The organism is Neoasaia chiangmaiensis (genome assembly GCF_002005465.1).
In the GTDB taxonomy this organism is placed as follows: Bacteria; Pseudomonadota; Alphaproteobacteria; order Acetobacterales; family Acetobacteraceae; genus Neoasaia; species Neoasaia chiangmaiensis.
Genome location: NZ_CP014691.1, coordinates 1,971,737 through 1,987,500 on the forward strand (window position 1 = coordinate 1,971,737; position 15,764 = coordinate 1,987,500).

Sequence of the window (15,764 nt, forward strand, 5' to 3'; positions counted from 1 at the left end):
ATCTCCCGTTCCGCGCGGCGGGGCGCGCCTTGTTCTGTTGCGATCGGTCCCGCGATCCGATCGCCAAGCTGCACCTCTTGGCCGCAGCATGCAACGCGACATATGCGGCGAAGATACGGCAAGCGTGATTTCCCCGTGGCCCTGTGGCTTGGAGGTTGCTTCGGGGCGTCTTATACAGTGTTCATGATTATCGTCACCGGCGGTGCCGGATTTATCGGCTCATGCCTGCATGCGGCGCTCAAGGCGCGGGGGAAGCAGACGGTCGTCGTCGATCGGCTGCGCGATGGCGGCAAGTGGCGCAATCTGGCGCATCATGCGCCCGATCGTATCGTGACGCCGGAAGAACTGCCGGGCTTTCTGGACGCCGCCCCGGCTGTGGAGGCGGTTTTCCACCTGGGGGCGATCAGCGCGACGACGGCGCGCGACGGCGATCTTGTCTGGTCCACGAATGTCGTGCTTTCCGAAACCCTGATGAACTGGTGCGCGGCGCGGGCGGTTCCTTTCATCTATGCGTCCTCCGCCGCCACTTATGGCAGTGCCGATCGGCCGGAGCTGTTTTCCGATGCGCCGGCGCGGCTGGAGACGTTGCGGCCGCTCAATCTCTACGGCTGGTCGAAGCATGTGTTCGACCGGCATCTGCTGGCGGCCCGGGACCGGGGCGAGGCGATGCCGCCGCAATGGGCGGGGCTGAAGTTCTTCAATGTCTATGGCCCGAACGAATACCACAAGGGCAGCATGATCTCGGTCGTGAAGGTGAAATACGACGAGGTGATGCGCGGCGGCCCGGCGCGGCTGTTCCGGTCCGACCGTTCGGACATGGCCGATGGCGCGCAGGTGCGGGATTTCATCTGGGTCGGCGATGTGGTGGACGTGCTGCTGTGGTTTTACGACCATCCCGGCGTCAGCGGGCTCTACAATTGCGGCACCGGTGTTGCGCGCACCTATCTCGATCTGGCGCATGCGGTGTGCGATGCGGCTGGCAAACCGCGTGAGGTGGCATTCATCGACATGCCGGAGGCATTGCGCGGGCAGTATCAGTCCTATACCTGCGCCGATCTGACACGTCTTCGCGCGGCGGGATGCGATATTGCGTTCACATCGCTGGAAGACGGCATTGCACGCTATGTTCGCGACTATCTCGCGACGCCCGATCCCTACGTATAGACGGACCCCATGACCGCTTTCCTGATGCCGTTCCCCCAGTTCGACCCGGTGGCGATCCATCTCGGGCCGGTTGGCATTCACTGGTATGCCCTGGCCTATATCGTCTCGCTGGCGGCGGGGTGGATGATCGCGCGGCGCCTGTGCGCGCTGGCGCCGGTCGTGGCGACGCGCGAGCAGGTGGACGATTTTGCATCCTGGGCCGTTCTGGGCGTCGTTCTGGGCGGCCGGCTGGGGTACATCCTGTTCTACAAGCCGGGTTTCTATCTCACGCACCCGCTGGCCATTCTGCAGGTCTGGTATGGCGGCATGTCGTTTCACGGCGGGGCACTGGGTGTGATTATCGCGCTGGCCTGGTTCTCCTGGAAGCAGAAGCTGAACTTTCTGGCGTTTTCGGACCGCATCACCGCCATCGTGCCGCTGGGGCTGGGCATCGGGCGCTGCGCCAACTTCGTGAACGGCGAATTATGGGGGCGCCCGGCCTCGCCCGATCTGCCGTGGGCCATGGTTTTCCCCTATGGTGGGCCTCTGCCGCGTCATCCGTCCGAACTCTATGAGGCATTGGCCGAGGGGCTGGTATTGCTGACCGTCACGCTGCTGGCTGTCAGCCGTCCGTGGGTTCGGGTGCGGTTCGGTTTTTCCTCCGGGCTGTTCCTGTTCGGCTATGCCGTGGCGCGTTGCTTCTGCGAGATGTTCCGCGAGCCCGACAGTTTCATCGGTTTTCTGCCGTTCGGCGTGACGATGGGGCAGGTGCTGAGCGTGCCGATGGCGATCGCGGGCCTCGGCCTCATGGCCTACGGCATGCGTCACCCGCGCGCGGTGGCCGCTCATGCGTGACATGCCGCGTGGCTGGGTGATTCCGACGGCCAATCTTGCAGATGTGCCGCATGGCTTTTTCACCCGTCGGGGCGGGGTGTCTCCGGCCCCGTTCGACAGCCTGAACTGCTCCCTGTCTTCCCGGGATCTGGCGGAGAACGTCGCGACCAACCGGACGCGCGTGGCGGCCTATCTCGGCGTGGCGGGCGAAGCGCTGCTGGGGCTGACGCAGGTGCATTCGAGCGATGTCGTGACGGTGCGGCGCGGTGCGGCGCTTTGGGCGACGGGGCGCGGGCTGCGTGCGGATGCGCTGGTGAGCGACGATCCGAACGTGGCGCTGGGCGTTATCACGGCGGATTGCGCGCCAGTGCTGTTTGCCGACGATGACGGACATGTCGTGGGTGCGGCGCATGCCGGATGGCGTGGTGCGGCAGGCGGCATATTGGAAGCGACGGTCGAGGCCATGCGGGCGCTGGGCGCGCGCGATATCCGCGCGACGGTGGGGCCGTGCATCGCGTCGACGCGTTATGAGGTGGGACCGGATATGCGGGCGGCCGTTCTGGCCGTCGATGCGCAGGCGGCGCGCTGGTTTCTGCCGGCGGCGCGGCCGGGCCATTTCATGTTCGACCTGCCGGGTTATTGTCTGGCGCGACTGCGGCGCGCCGGTTTGCGCCGGATCGAGGCGCTGGGTCTCGACACCTTGCGCGACAGACGCCGATTTTTCAGCCATCGTCGCCGGACATTGGCTGGTGGCGGGGCGATCGGCCACCAGATTTCCGCCATTCGTGCGGCCTCCCGCTGATCTGATCGAGTTTGCCGATGGTTCGTCGTTTCCTTGCGCTTTCGTTGCTGTCCGCATCGTCCCTGATACTGACGGGTTGTCTGGATATGCCGCATCCCTTTGCCGATCCGGGGCGGGAGGCCGCGCGTCTGGCGCTCAACACGCCGCCGCCGCGTCTGGCGATTCCGACGCCGTCCGAATCCCTGCTGGATGATGGCGCCGCGCAATTATGGGCACGGGATATGGCGCAGGCGATGCTCGATCAGTCCGTTCCCGCGACGGCGCAGGCGGTCAAGCCGGGTGACTGGTGGCTGAAGATGACGGCGACGCTCGCGGGCGGGTCGGTCGTGCCGCATTACACCGTCATGACGCCGAAAGGAGAGGCGCGCGGACAGGAAAATGGCGCGCCGGTTTCGGCGGCCGTATGGTCGAAGGGCGACCCGGCGGCGCTGGCGCAGATGGCCCAGCTTGAAGGGCCACGTGTCGCGGCGGTGTTGACCGGCATTCAGGCGGACATGATGCAGCATGATCCGCAAAGCCTGAAGCGCCGTCCGGCGCGCGTGTATTTCTCCGGCGTGACCGGCGCGCCGGGGGATGGCAATGTCAGCCTCGCGCAGGCGTTCGTCACGTCCTTTCCCGATGCGATGGACCAGTTGCAGCAGGGCGCGAAGGGCGCGGACTATACGGTTCGGGGTGTCGTGCGCCTGAGTGACGGTCCTGTCGGCATGACGGGGCATCCGCAGCAGCATATCGAGATCGTCTGGCATACGGTGGCGGCTGACGGGAAGGAGGCCGGGGCGGCGACGCAGTTGCACGAGATCGATGCCCATTCCCTCGATGGGGCTTGGGGAGATGTCGCGGCCGCCGCGGCGGAGGAGGCCGCGGGCGGGGTGCGCCAGATCATTTCGAATTATTCCGGTCGCGATCACAAGCCACTGCCGCCGCCCGGCCAGGCGCGTCCGTCATAGAACGGGGCCGATCGTCGCCAGCACGTTGTTCCAGAGCACGCGCCAGGTGGGCCAGGCCTTGACCATGTCGATGGTGATCTCCTGGCTGGCGTCCAGATAATGTTGCTGCCGTTCACGGACCTGTATCGTGAAGGCGGGATCGAAAAGCAGGATGTTGTTCTCGAAATTCAGGTCGAAGCTGCGTCGATCCATGTTGGCCGAGCCGATCAGCGTCGTTGTGCCGTCGACGGTCAGGGATTTGGTGTGCAGCAGGCCATGCGGATATTCGAGAATCCGCACGCCGGCTTGCAGGAGTTCGAGGTAGTAGCTGCGGCTGGCGCCGGCAACGATCCATGAATCGTTGCGTTGCGGCATGATCAGCGTCGTGCGCACGCCGCGATGGGCGCTGGCGCGCAGGGCGGTCTGGATGGCTTCGTCCGGCACGTAATACGGGGTGGTAATCATCAGTTCGTCGGTCGCCGAATCCATGAGGGCGATGAACATCTCCGGCATGGCTTCGTAGCGCGTGGCGGCCCCGGAGGCGACGACCTGCGCCACGAAGCCGGGTTCCTGCGGCACGGTTGCCGAGGCGAGCAGAGGGGTGAGGTCCTCGCTCGTCTGGGACATCCAGTCGGTGGCGAACAGATGCTGGTTTTGCAGCGCGACCGGGCCTTCGAAGCGCGCGACCAGATCGACCCAGGGGGCATATCTGGCTTTGACGCGGAATTCGGGATCGGCGCAGTTCTGGCTGCCGCAATAGGTCACGCGGTTGTCGATGACGACGACCTTGCGATGGTTGCGCATGTCGAATCGCCCGTGCAGCGGGCGCAGCAGGATGCTGCCGATGGGCAGGGCGCGCACGAGTTGCACGCCATCCTGTGCCATGTCGCGCCAGGCGCGGTGATGGATGAGTTTGCGCGAGCCGAGATCGTCCGCCATGACGCGGCATGTGACCCCGCGTCGCGCCGCGCGCCGCAGGGCTTCGACCATCTTCATGCCGTTATGGTCGGTCAGCCAGATATAGAAGCAGATATGGACATGTTGCCGGGCGCGATCGATATCGGCGACCATCGCATCGATGGCGGCATTGGAATCGGCCATCAGGGCGGCGCTGTTGCCGCCCATGGGTGGATAGCCGTTGATGGACTGGCCCATGCGGAAAAGCGGCACGGCGCGCGGTGGCAGGCGATAGGCGTCTTCAACGTCCAGCAATGTCTCGCTCGTCTTGCCGGGAATGGGGACCTGGCGCATCGCGGCGTGGATGCGTGTGACCAGCGCACGGCCGGGATTCGTCTCGCCGAGCAGGAGATAGGCCAGTATGCCCACGATCGGCAGGGCGCCGATGATGGCGACCCATGCAATGCGTGACGTGGGTTGGCGATGAGGCCGCAGAAGGGCGCGAATGATGAAGATCACCTGCAGCGTGAAGACGCTTGCCGGGCCGAGCCAGTGCCAGTTCATGCGGTATGTTGCTTCCTCGATGGCGTGTGGAAGGGAGACGGGGCTTGGACAGGAAAATTCATTGCGCGTACGGCGGATGACAATCTTGCGTCACATTGCTAGAACGCCATCGCGTAAGTCCATAGCCCGCAGTTCCAGGGCATCGACGCATCCGACCGGAGCCGTTTCGCATGAAGATCGTTGCCTGCAACAGCAATCTCCCGCTGGCGCGCGCCGTCGCGCAGGAGCTTCGCCTGCCATTGTGCAAGGTTTCCGTCCGGCGGTTCGCGGATGCGGAAGTGTTCGTCGAAATTCAGGAGAACGTGCGCGGCGAGGATGTTTTCGTCATCCAGAGCACCTGTTCGCCGACGAATGACAACCTGATGGAGCTGCTCATCATGCTGGACGCGCTGCGGCGCGGTTCGGCGCGCCGGGTGACGGCGGTGATGCCGTATTTCGGCTATGCGCGGCAGGATCGCAAATCGGGACCGCGCACGCCGATCAGCGCCAAGCTGGTGGCCAATCTGCTTGTGGAGGCGGGCGCCAACCGCATTCTGACCATGGACCTGCATGCGATGCAGATTCAGGGTTTTTTCGACATCCCGGTGGATAACCTCTATGCCGCGCCGCTTTTCAAGCGCGATATCCATGCGCGTCATGACGGAGAGAACCTGATGATCGTGTCGCCCGATGTCGGTGGCGTGGTGCGGGCACGACAGCTGGCGCAACGCCTGAACACCGATCTGGCGATCATCGACAAGCGCCGCGAGCGGGCGGGTGTTTCCGAGGTGATGAACGTGATCGGCGATGTGTCCGGGCGTTATTGCATTCTGGTGGACGATATCGTCGACAGTGGCGGATCGCTGTGCAATGCGGCGGAAGCGCTGATGAAACATGGTGCGGCGGGGGTCGAGGCCTACGTGACACACGGTGTGTTGACCGGCAGCGCCATTGAACGGATCGGTGGTTCGCCCTTGAAGATGCTGACATTGACCGACAGTATTCCGGCAACCGAGGCGCTGGAGAACACGCCCAACATCCGCCAGATCACCACGGCCAATCTCCTGGCGCGCGCGATGAGCGCCGTCGCTGACGAAAGCTCCGTTTCGTCGCTGTTCGATTGAGGAATTCGCGCATGCTGCTGTCCCGCCCCTACTGGTATCTTCGTCACGGCGAGACGGACTGGAACGCGCAGGGGCTCTCTCAGGGGCGAACGGATATTCCACTGAATGCAACTGGCGAGGCGCAGGCGATCAAGGCCGGCGAACGCCTTGCCGCGCATTGGCGCGATGGCGCCTCGCCGATCACGCGGATCGTTGCCTCGCCGCTCAGCCGTGCATTGCGCACGGCCGAGGCGGCGCGCGATGCGATTGCGACGTCGAGCGGCGTGGAGCTGCCGCTGACGACCGATCCGCAGCTTGAGGAGGTCTGCTTCGGGGAGAAGGAAGGCCATCCGATGGGGGATTGGTACGATCCCTGGATCGAAGGCAGGTTCCTCCCGCAGGGATGCGAACCTTTCGCCGAACTGACGGCGCGGGCCGCCGGTGCGGTCAATCGGGCGCTGGAAGGTGAGGGCATGCCGCTGATCGTGGCGCATGGCGCGCTTTTCCGGGCGTTGCGGGCGGCGATGGGTTTGCCGATCAACGTGCGCCTGGCCAACGCTGTCCCGCTTTACATCACGCCGGGGGCGGAAGGCTGGAACATCAAGGCTTTTTCCGAGTGAATCGTGCCGATTCGGTTGCGGGCGGCGGGGTTTTCCGCTAAGGCCGCCCCTCGCGTCGGCACCCCTGGAGGCTGGCGCGCAACCGATAAGGAAATTTTCAAGTGGCTACGAATCTGACGACTCTCGAAGTCTCTTCGCGCGCGAAGGCTGGTAAGGGGGCAGCGCGCGCAACGAGACGTGCCGGTCTGGTGCCCGGCGTGATCTACGGTGCCAAGCAGGAGCCGACGCTGATCCAGATCGATCCGCGCGTGATCCTCAAGGAGATGGTGCGTGGCGGCTGGCGTTCGCGCCTGTATGAACTGCCCGTCGACGGCACGCCGGTGCGTGCGCTGATGCGCGAAGTTCAACTGCATCCGGTGACCGATGCGCCGATCCATATCGACTTCCAGCGTCTGGCGCCGGGCGAGAAGGTTCACGTCACGGTTTCCATCCATGTGACCGGCGAAGAGTCCGCACCGGGCATCAAGCGTGGTGGCGTGCTGAACCTGATCCGTCATACGGTTGAGGTTCTGGCGGATGTGGACAACATTCCGGCCAGCTTCAATGTGGATCTGAGCAAGCTCGACATCCATGACAACGTGCGCTGGGACGATCTGGAAGGCACGGAGCATGTTACGCCGCTGTTGCAGATCCCGAACTTCGTGATCGCGACCATCGCGCCGCCGACGGTCGATGCCGAGATGGAAGCCGAAGCGGCCGCCAAGGCTGCGGCGGAAGCGGAAGCCGCCGCCAAGCCGGGTGCGAAGAAGAAGTAAGACCGAACGTTCATGGCGGGGATGTTGCTTTGGACCGGGCTCGGCAATCCGGAGCCCGGAATGCGGCGTCACCGCCATAACATCGGCTTCATGGCGGTCGACCGGATCGCCGAGCGCCATGGGTTCGGCCCGTGGCGCAATCGTTTCCGCGGCGAAACCGCGGACGGCGTCATTGCCGGACAGAAGATCGTTCTGCTGAAGCCGATGACGTATATGAATGCGTCCGGCGACAGCGTGCAGCAGACGGCACGCTTCTACAAATTGCCGGTGGCCGACATCACCGCCTTTCATGACGAACTGGACCTTGCGTTCTGCAAGGTGCGGGTGAAGCGCGGCGGTGGCGCGGCGGGACATAATGGCTTGCGGTCGATGGACCGGACGCTGAACGATCAGAATTATCAACGCGTGCGTCTGGGCATCGGGCATCCGGGCCACAAGGACCGCGTGACCGGCCATGTGCTGGGCGATTTCGCGAAAGCGGAACAAAACGAACTCGAAGCACTTCTGGATGCGGTGGCCGATGCGGCGCCGTTGCTTGCCAAAGGCGAGCCGGAAGCGTTCATGACCAGAATTGCCATGCTGTGTGGGGAGAAGCGCTGATGGGTTTCAATTGCGGCATCGTCGGCCTGCCCAATGTCGGCAAATCGACGCTTTTCAATGCATTGACCGAGACGGCGGCGGCGCAGGCGGCGAATTATCCGTTCTGCACGATCGAGCCGAATGTGGGTCGTGTGGCGGTGCCCGATCCGCGGCTGGCGAAGCTGGCGGAAATCGGCAAGTCCCAGAAGATCCTGCCGACGAGCCTGGAGTTCGTCGATATTGCCGGTCTGGTGCGTGGCGCATCCCGTGGGGAAGGGCTGGGCAACCAGTTCCTCGCCAATATCCGCGAAGTGGATGCCATCATCCATGTGCTGCGCTGCTTCGAGGATGACGACATCACGCATGTGGAGGGCGGCGTCGACCCGGTGCGCGATGCGGAGATCATCGAGACCGAGCTGATGCTGGCCGATCTGGAAAGCCTGGAGAAGCGCGAGACGCAGTTGCAGAAGCGCGCGCGCGGAAACGATCGCGAGGCGCAGCAGCAGCTTACGGTCATGCAGCCGTTGATCGCGGCGCTGCGTGACGGCAAGCCCGCGCGCACGGCGATTCCTGCCGGCGAGGAGGAAACGGCGCGTCGTTTGCAGCTGATGACGACGAAGCCGGTCCTTTATGTCTGTAATGTCGAGGAGGGTTCGGCCTCCACCGGCAACACGCATTCGGAGGCCGTGCGCAAGCGGGCGGAAGCCGAGGGCGCGGCGGTCGTGGTCGTTTCGGCGGCGATCGAGGCGGAAGTCAGCCAGTTGCCGCAGGAGGACCGCGCCGAATTCCTCGAAGGGCTCGGGCTTCATGATTCCGGTCTGGATCGGGTGATCGCGGCGGGTTACGGCCTGCTGGGTCTGCGGACCTATTTCACGGTCGGGCCGAAGGAAACGCGCGCCTGGACGATCACGGCGGGCACGAAAGCGCCACAGGCCGCTGCGGTCATCCATAACGATTTCGAGCGTGGCTTCATCGCTTGCGAAACCGTGGCGTATGACGACTATGTGGCCTGCAAGGGGGAAGCCGGCGCGAAGGACGCGGGCAAGCTGCGGATCGAAGGCAAGGAATATGTGGTGCAGGACGGCGATGTCCTGCTGTTCCGCTTCAACGTCTGAGGCCTGATCCCGCATTCCCGATGCAGGGCGCTGACCGGGATAGGGAACGTGACATGAAGATCGCCATCGTCTGCGACTCGTTCAAGGAAAGCCTTTCCGCTTTCGACGTCGCGCATGAGGTCGAGGTCGGATTTCGGACGGTTTTCCCGGATGCCCTCTATATCAGGCGGCCGATGGCGGATGGCGGGGAAGGCACGGCGGCCATCCTTGCGGAAGCGACGGGCGGACGATTGATCCACCGTGTCGTGCGTGGTCCGATGGGCGCGGCGGTGGAAGCGCGTTTCGCCATTCTCGGGGATGGGCGGACGGCGGTGGTCGAACTGGCGGAGGCCGCCGGGCTGGCATTGGTGCCGCCCGTGCGACGCGACCCCTTGCGGGCGACGACATATGGCGTCGGGGAATTGATCCTTGCGGCGCTGGACGAGGGTTGCCGCCATATCCTGCTGGCTCTGGGTGGCAGCGCCACGAATGACGGTGGCGCGGGCATGGCCCAGGCGCTCGGGGTTTCCCTGCGTGATGGGAGGGGGCTTGAGTTACCGCCCGGCGGCGCGGCGCTGGCCGAGGTGGCGACGATCGATGTGACGGGCATGGATGCGCGGCTGGCGGAATCCCGGATCGAAATCGCCTGCGATGTGGACAATCCTTTGACGGGTTCCTTGGGAGCCTCTGCGATCTTCGGTCCGCAGAAGGGGGCGACGCCGGAGATGGTGGCGCGACTGGATGCGGCATTGGCGCGGTATGCGGCGCTTCTGGAAGCGACGACAGGTCGCGCCCTGGCGGACCTGCCCGGAATTGGCGCGGCAGGCGGGACGGGTGCGAGTGCCGTGGGGTTGTTCGGCGCCGTCATGAGGCCGGGTGTCGATATCGTCATGGAAGCATTGCGGCTGGAGGATGCGATCCGGGATGCCGATCTGGTGGTGACGGGGGAAGGCCGGATCGACGGGCAGACCTTGCAGGGCAAGGCGCCGATCGGCGTGGCGCGTCTGGCGAAGCGGCATGGCGTTCCGGTCGTGGCGCTGGCCGGCTCGCTGGGCGACGATGCCGGGGCTGTGCACGATCACGGCATCGATGCGGTGTTCAGCGTCGTGAACCGGCCCTGTAGCCTGGATCAGGCGCTGGCGGAAGCGGCCGTCAACGTGCGGCGCACGGCGCGTAACGTTGCGGCTGCGATGGCGCTGTTTCAGCCACGTCGCCAGTAGTCGTATCGGTAGGCCTTGGCGAAGCCGAGCTGGTCGTAAAGGCGCATGGCCGCAAGGTTGTCGGCAAGGACCTGTAGATAGGCATGCTGCGCGTTGCGGACGTATCCCCAGTTGCAGAGTGCGTGCATCAGCGCCTGCGCATGGCCCTGATGCCGGTTCGGCGCCGCGACGGCCAGTTCGAAAAGGCCGAGGTGCCCCTGTTGAAGCACGGCCAGCCCCACGCCAACCAGACGGCCATCGGCATACCGCGTGGCGAATGCGCAGGGGGTCTCGATACGCGACAGGATGTCGGCGTGACCCCGGCGTGCGCGTTCCGTCAATCCGGCGGCATGGGCCAGGGTGGCCAGCCAGGTTGCGGTTGGCGCGGGTTCCACGATGATGCCGGACGGGGCGGTCGTGGGAGACAGATCGCGCAGCACAGGACCCAGGAGGGCTCGAAAGGGGCGTAGCCAGCCTGCCGCAGGCGATCGGCGGTGTCGAATGTGGCGAGGTCGGTCAGGCGGAACAGGGGTGGGAGACCCTGCTCGACGTAATGTGTCTCGATCGCGGGCAGGAGCGTGCTGAAATCGGCGGATGGCGAGAGGGGGCTGGCGCTATTGGCGCGTTTCGTGTGGCCATCCGAGGTGCGCAGCATCCATCCGTCGAGCATTGCGGTGTGGCGTGCGGGCCAGGCATGCGCGGCGTATTCCTCCAGTTCGCGGATCTGTGCGAGGGAAATCATCGCGCTTGGGATCGAAACGGTTGCCATGATACCTCTGGCAATGCTGGATGGGCGTCGTGTGATGCGTCTGCTGTCCGAAGGAGCTTAACATGGATACGGTTGCGGCTGAGAAGAGCGGCATCGGCGCTTTGACCGGCCCGGCGCGTCAGGCTGCGCGCGCATTGGCGACCTCGACGACGGCCCGGCGCAACGATGCCCTGATGGCGGCAGCCGCTGCCTTGCGTGCGCGACAGGCGGAGATTCTTGCGGCGAACGTGCAGGACGTGGCGGCCTCCACGGCCTCGGCGGCGTTCCGGGACCGGCTGACGCTCAATCCGGCACGGGTCGAGGCGATGGCGAAGGGGCTGGAGGAGATCGCGGGATTACCCGATCCGCTAGGGCATGTTCTGGCGGAATGGACGCGTCCGAACGGTTTGCTGATGCGTCGGGTCGCGGTGCCGATCGGCGTGATCGGCATGATCTACGAAAGCCGTCCGAACGTCGGCGCCGATGCGGCGGGATTGTGCATCAAGTCCGGCAATGCGGTGATTTTGCGCGGCGGATCGGAAAGCCTGCATTCGGCGCGGGCGATCCAGACATGTATCGAGGACGGGCTGCGCGCGGCGGGTCTGCCGGTGGCGTGCGTGCAGATCGCGCCGGATGCCGACCGCGCGCATGTCGGCGCAATGCTGACGGCGGTGGGCGCGATCGACCTTATCATTCCGCGTGGGGGGAAATCGCTGGTCGAGCGCGTTTTGCGTGAGGCGCGCGTGCCGGTTCTCGCGCATGCGGAGGGGCTTTGCCACACCTATGTTCACGCCGCCGCCGATCCGGACATGGCGCGCAGGGTTCTGGCGGATGCCAAGATGCGGCGCACCGGCATCTGCGGTGCGACGGAGACGTTGCTGATCGACGCCGCCATCGCGCCATCGCTGCTGCCGTTGCTGGTCGAGGACCTGAGCGCGCGCGGGTGCGCGTTCGTGGGCGATGCGCGCGCGCAGGCGATCGTGCCGGGTCTGCCGCCCGCCACGACGCAGGACTTTGCGACCGAATGGCTGGACGCCAAGCTCTCCATCGCCGTGGTGGATGACGTGGCGGCGGCGCTGGCGCATATCGCCCGTTATGGCAGCCAGCATACCGAGGCGATCGTCACTGAAGATGCGGCGGCGGCGGCGACGTTCCTCAACGGCACGGACAGTGCGGTCGTGATGTGGAATGCGTCCACGCAGTTCTGCGACGGTGGGGAGTTCGGATTCGGTGCGGAGATCGGGATCGCGACGGGCAAGCTGCATGCGCGCGGGCCGGTCGGGCTGCAACAGCTCACGACATTCCGCTACGAGGTGCGCGGCAACGGGCAGGTACGCGGCTGATCCCGTCCATTCCGACATATGGCGACGGCCGGAACATGGCGATCGGCGTGCTGGGCGGTTCGTTCAACCCGGCGCATGTGGGGCATTTGCAGCTTGCGCGCTACGCGTTGCAGCATCTGCGGCTGGATCAGGTCTGGCTGATGGTGTCGCCGGGCAACCCGCTGAAATCGCGCCATGGCATGGCGCCGTTCGCCGCGCGGCTGGCAAGTGCGACCCGGTTGGCCGATGGGCGGCGCATCATCGCCACGGATATCGAGGCGCGTCTTCATCGTCGCTACACGGTGGAGACGATGGCCGTGCTTCGGCAGCGCTTTCCGCGGGCGCGATTCGTCTGGCTGATGGGGGCCGATGGTCTGGCCTCCCTGCCGCGCTGGCGGCGGTGGCAGGATCTGGCGAGGCTGGTGCCGATCGCCATCCTGCCCCGGCCCGGCAGCAATATCGGCGCGCTGGAAGGCCTGGCGGCGCATCGATTGCGGCATACGCGACGGCCGCCGCGTCGTGGGCCGGTGCTTGCGCGCTATAAAGGTTCAGCCTGGACTTTTCTTCCGGCCCCGCAGAACGGTATATCGGCGACAGCGTTGCGCGATTCGGGCATGATTGCCGACGCGCCCTGACTGCCATGATGAACCGGAGTGCGAGCCATCGCCAGGAAGCCGACAACCGATACGCCTGCCACGCCCGCACGACGGACTGGCAAATCGACAAAATCCCCCGCCGCCTTGGCTGAAGCCGCCAAATCGGCCGGAACGCCGCGCAAGAAGGCTGCGGCGGCTGGCCCCAAGCGTGGCCAGCGCGTGACGCGTGAAGCCGCCGAGCGCGAGGCGCTGGAGAAGGCGCTTGCCGTCATCACCGCCAGCCTCGAGGCGGACAAGGCGGAGGACATCGTCGTCCTCGATCTCACCGGCCGGGCGAGCTTTGCGGACCGGATGGTGATCGCGACCGGTCAGGTCGATCGTCAGATCACGGCCATGGCGACGCATCTCGAGCGCAAGCTGAACGAGGAAGCCGGCATCAAGCGGGTGTTGATCGAAGGCGCCAACGGCTCGGACTGGGTGCTGATCGACGTGGGCGACATCGTCGTGCATCTCTTCAAGCCCGACAGCCGCGTTCTGTATGGGTTGGAGCGCATGTGGGGTGCGGATTTCGACGCGACCGATTCGGACGATTCGGTCACGACGCTCTGACCGTGCGGTTGATCGCGATCGGCCGGATGAAGGCCGGTCCGGAGCGCGACCTGCTCGATCGTTATGCGGCGAGGCTGCGGCCGCGTCTGGATGTGACCGAGATTGCCGAAACGCGCGGTTCGGCGCTGGAGATCCGGCGTCGGGATGCGGCATCGCTGCTCGGGGCCTGCCCGGATAACGCTCTTGTCGTCGCGCTGGACGAGGGGGGAGCCACGCCGGACAGTCTCGAATTCGCCGGGATGATGGTGCGGTGGCGCGAAACCGGGCGACCGCTCTGTTTCCTGATCGGTGGTGCGGAGGGACTCGAATCCAGCGTCATCGACCGGGCGGATGCGACATTGTCCTTCGGGCGCATGACGTGGCCGCACATGCTGGTGCGTGGCCTGCTGGCGGAGCAACTCTATCGGGCGCAGGCCATCAATACGGGCCATCCCTATCATCGGGCCGCCAGACCCCGGGATTAGACACCCGGTCGTTGAGTCAAAAAAAAAGCCCCCGGGTTTTCCCGGAGGCATTCAAAGCGGTCTTCGGGAAATCGGGCCGATGATTATCGGATATTGCGGTTCGGCGCGTCGATCGCAAAGGCGTCGTCTGGCGCCTCGGCTACTTCCGTGGACGCCATCGGGTGACGCAGGGCGTCGAAGTTGCCTTCGATCGCACGATGGGTTGCGACGCGGCGTGTGGCAAAGGCCGGCTGGACCGTGGCCTGGACCGGCGTGTTGCTGGCCATCATCACGCCATTGTCGGGACGGCCATAGATGAAGCCGTAGGTCGGGTAGATGCTGCCGTAGTCTTCGCTACGACCGTTCAGCGCCACCCGCACGGCGCTCCAGTCGTTGTTGGGCGAGACGTCGATGACATGCACGTTACGGGAAATGCCGCGCTGTGCCCAATGGGACTGGTCGATGACGATGGTGCGGCTATCCTGAATTTCTTTCACGACGGCGACATGACCGAGCGGCATCCGGCGCGTGGCGCGGAAGTTCAGGACCGAGCCGGGCTCCGGTGCCGCGCCGCGTGCATAGACGCCGCGTGCGTTATACCACCAGTCAGCGGCGTTCCCGTGCAGGATGACATCCGACGCCGTCTTGGCGAAAGCGACGCACTGGATGACGTGACCGACGCTGTAGTGGCGACGCGCCACGAAGCGGGTGTGGTGGAAGTTTGCGTGGCGGACAAACCGATGCCGGGCTTCGGCCGACTGGCTGCCCATGGCCATTGTAAGAAGCAATGAAAGGATTGTCAGAGAAGAAAAAATGGGCCTGCGGCGTGATTTCAGGCAACTTCTCTGCGTCACGTTCATTATTTCCCGGATGGCGTCTTGTCCCGAGATCAGAGCTAACAGGGTTTACGCAACCCTGGCAAGCCGTGTACGCATCACTTGGAAATAATTTGTGTGGTTTTGGAGCGACAGTTAGCTGTTGCCGCTCCGCCTCACTTTTGAAGCCGACAGATTACTTGGTCGTCACCAGCATGATTTCGACGGCCATGCGCGGATCGGCGAGAACGGCCTGCACGCAGGCGCGTGCCGGGGCCTGACCTTCCGGCAACCAGGCGGTCCAGAGTTCGTTGAGAATGGCGCGATCGTCGATGTTCTTCAGCCAGATCTGCGCTTGCAGGATGCGCGTATTGTCCGTGCCGTGCCGTTCAAGCAATTCGTCAAGCTGGGAAAGCACGTCCGCTGTCTGTGCCTTCATGTCCGCATCGAGGTTTCGGGCGACGATGCCCTGCGTGAAGACGAAACCGTGATATTCGACGGCCTTGGACAGGATCGGGTTGGGTTCGGTGCGCAGGATGCGGCTCATGGTATGGCTCCTCTGAAATCGTCTGTGTCGATGGCGGCGGATTGTGGTTCGGCGCGCCCATGCGGTCAACCATGGGGCCGCATGCTTGCATGGCGGCGGCGGGCACGGTATCGCGCGGGGGCCATAAGGCAACCGATACAAAGAGGGAGATCGGGCCGATGCGGGTTCGGACCGTTCAGGTGACGCCGC

General features: G+C 64.9%; 20 protein-coding genes (1 of these 20 cut by a window edge). 15 read left to right on the top strand and 5 right to left on the bottom strand.

Annotated features, from left to right (window positions below):
- The first annotated feature begins 183 nt into the window (after positions 1 to 183).
- The 4 genes from rfaD to A0U93_RS09335 are packed head-to-tail and all read left to right on the top strand — an operon-like array spanning position 184 to position 3,726.
- Positions 184 to 1,164, top strand: coding sequence for an ADP-glyceromanno-heptose 6-epimerase (gene rfaD, locus A0U93_RS09320; RefSeq protein ID WP_077807116.1), 981 nt, complete (start codon positions 184 to 186; stop codon positions 1,162 to 1,164).
- Positions 1,165 to 1,173: 9 nt separating this feature from the next.
- Positions 1,174 to 1,998: a prolipoprotein diacylglyceryl transferase gene (gene lgt, locus A0U93_RS09325; protein WP_077807117.1), complete on the top strand. Its 825-nt coding sequence runs from the start codon at positions 1,174 to 1,176 to the stop codon at positions 1,996 to 1,998.
- Positions 1,991 to 2,779, top strand: coding sequence for a peptidoglycan editing factor PgeF (gene pgeF / locus A0U93_RS09330; RefSeq protein ID WP_371862856.1), 789 nt, complete (start codon positions 1,991 to 1,993; stop codon positions 2,777 to 2,779). The genes lgt and pgeF overlap by 8 nt, the downstream gene beginning before the upstream one ends.
- Before the next feature lie 17 nt (positions 2,780 to 2,796).
- Positions 2,797 to 3,726 carry a hypothetical protein gene (locus A0U93_RS09335; RefSeq protein ID WP_077807118.1) on the top strand — a complete coding sequence of 310 codons (930 nt, stop codon included), beginning with the start codon at positions 2,797 to 2,799 and terminating at the stop codon, positions 3,724 to 3,726.
- Here A0U93_RS09335 and cls read toward each other — a convergent pair.
- A complete protein-coding gene (gene cls / locus A0U93_RS09340) occupies positions 3,721 to 5,166 on the bottom strand; it encodes a cardiolipin synthase (RefSeq protein ID WP_077807119.1) in 1,446 nt (481 codons plus the stop codon). The two genes, A0U93_RS09335 and cls, sit on opposite strands and share 6 nt — an antisense overlap.
- Before the next feature lie 170 nt (positions 5,167 to 5,336).
- On the opposite strand from cls, the gene A0U93_RS09345 reads away from it, so the two are divergent.
- The 6 genes from A0U93_RS09345 to A0U93_RS09370 all read left to right on the top strand — a co-directional run bounded on the left by A0U93_RS09345 (position 5,337) and on the right by A0U93_RS09370 (position 10,516).
- Complete coding sequence (locus tag A0U93_RS09345; RefSeq protein WP_077807120.1) at positions 5,337 to 6,269, top strand: ribose-phosphate pyrophosphokinase; 933 nt, start codon at positions 5,337 to 5,339, stop codon at positions 6,267 to 6,269.
- A gap of 11 nt (positions 6,270 to 6,280) precedes the next feature.
- A complete protein-coding gene (locus A0U93_RS09350; protein WP_077807121.1) occupies positions 6,281 to 6,868 on the top strand; it encodes a histidine phosphatase family protein in 588 nt (195 codons plus the stop codon).
- A gap of 101 nt (positions 6,869 to 6,969) precedes the next feature.
- On the top strand, positions 6,970 to 7,623 hold the full coding sequence (locus A0U93_RS09355; protein WP_169852729.1) for a 50S ribosomal protein L25/general stress protein Ctc: 654 nt from the start codon (positions 6,970 to 6,972) through the stop codon (positions 7,621 to 7,623).
- A 21-nt stretch (positions 7,624 to 7,644) separates the two neighbouring features.
- Complete coding sequence (pth, locus tag A0U93_RS09360) at positions 7,645 to 8,223, top strand: aminoacyl-tRNA hydrolase (RefSeq protein ID WP_077808444.1); 579 nt, start codon at positions 7,645 to 7,647, stop codon at positions 8,221 to 8,223.
- Positions 8,223 to 9,317: a redox-regulated ATPase YchF gene (gene ychF / locus A0U93_RS09365; protein WP_077807122.1), complete on the top strand. Its 1,095-nt coding sequence runs from the start codon at positions 8,223 to 8,225 to the stop codon at positions 9,315 to 9,317. Before pth ends, ychF begins: the two co-directional genes overlap by 1 nt.
- A gap of 53 nt (positions 9,318 to 9,370) precedes the next feature.
- A complete protein-coding gene (locus A0U93_RS09370; protein WP_077807123.1) occupies positions 9,371 to 10,516 on the top strand; it encodes a glycerate kinase in 1,146 nt (381 codons plus the stop codon).
- Here the strand turns inward: A0U93_RS09370 and A0U93_RS09375 are convergent.
- Both A0U93_RS09375 and A0U93_RS16435 read right to left on the bottom strand, forming a co-directional pair.
- Positions 10,498 to 10,935, bottom strand: a complete 438-nt coding sequence (locus tag A0U93_RS09375; protein ID WP_169852730.1) for a GNAT family N-acetyltransferase — start codon at positions 10,933 to 10,935, stop codon at positions 10,498 to 10,500. The genes A0U93_RS09370 and A0U93_RS09375 overlap by 19 nt on opposite strands.
- Positions 10,833 to 11,264: a GNAT family N-acetyltransferase, cg3035/Rv0428c family gene (locus A0U93_RS16435; protein WP_169852731.1), complete on the bottom strand. Its 432-nt coding sequence runs from the start codon at positions 11,262 to 11,264 to the stop codon at positions 10,833 to 10,835. Before A0U93_RS16435 ends, A0U93_RS09375 begins: the two co-directional genes overlap by 103 nt.
- Positions 11,265 to 11,326: 62 nt before the next feature.
- Between A0U93_RS16435 and A0U93_RS09385 the strand changes: the two genes are divergently transcribed.
- The 4 genes from A0U93_RS09385 (at position 11,327) to A0U93_RS09400 (ending at position 14,234) form a co-directional block, all read left to right on the top strand.
- Positions 11,327 to 12,586 (top strand): glutamate-5-semialdehyde dehydrogenase, encoded by a 1,260-nt coding sequence (locus A0U93_RS09385; protein WP_077807126.1) that lies wholly within the window; start codon positions 11,327 to 11,329, stop codon positions 12,584 to 12,586.
- Between the two features lie 35 nt (positions 12,587 to 12,621).
- Positions 12,622 to 13,200, top strand: coding sequence for a nicotinate-nucleotide adenylyltransferase (locus A0U93_RS09390; RefSeq protein WP_245824793.1), 579 nt, complete (start codon positions 12,622 to 12,624; stop codon positions 13,198 to 13,200).
- Between the two features lie 105 nt (positions 13,201 to 13,305).
- A complete protein-coding gene (gene rsfS, locus A0U93_RS09395) occupies positions 13,306 to 13,770 on the top strand; it encodes a ribosome silencing factor (RefSeq protein ID WP_077807127.1) in 465 nt (154 codons plus the stop codon).
- Positions 13,771 to 13,772: 2 nt separating this feature from the next.
- The gene (locus A0U93_RS09400; protein ID WP_077807128.1) at positions 13,773 to 14,234 is read left to right on the top strand and encodes a 23S rRNA (pseudouridine(1915)-N(3))-methyltransferase RlmH; all 462 of its coding nucleotides are present in this window, start codon (positions 13,773 to 13,775) and stop codon (positions 14,232 to 14,234) included.
- 83 nt (positions 14,235 to 14,317) lie between these two features.
- Here A0U93_RS09400 and A0U93_RS09405 read toward each other — a convergent pair whose 3' ends face one another.
- Both A0U93_RS09405 and A0U93_RS09410 read right to left on the bottom strand, forming a co-directional pair.
- Complete coding sequence (locus tag A0U93_RS09405; protein ID WP_371862857.1) at positions 14,318 to 15,073, bottom strand: CHAP domain-containing protein; 756 nt, start codon at positions 15,071 to 15,073, stop codon at positions 14,318 to 14,320.
- Positions 15,074 to 15,224: 151 nt separating this feature from the next.
- Positions 15,225 to 15,575, bottom strand: coding sequence for a RidA family protein (locus A0U93_RS09410; RefSeq protein WP_077807130.1), 351 nt, complete (start codon positions 15,573 to 15,575; stop codon positions 15,225 to 15,227).
- Positions 15,576 to 15,733: 158 nt separating this feature from the next.
- On the opposite strand from A0U93_RS09410, the gene A0U93_RS09415 reads away from it, so the two are divergent.
- On the top strand, positions 15,734 to 15,764 hold the 5' portion of the coding sequence (locus A0U93_RS09415) for an MBL fold metallo-hydrolase (RefSeq protein WP_169852732.1). It continues 611 nt past the right edge of the window; only the first 31 of its 642 coding nucleotides appear in the window; the start codon lies at positions 15,734 to 15,736; the stop codon falls past the right edge of the window.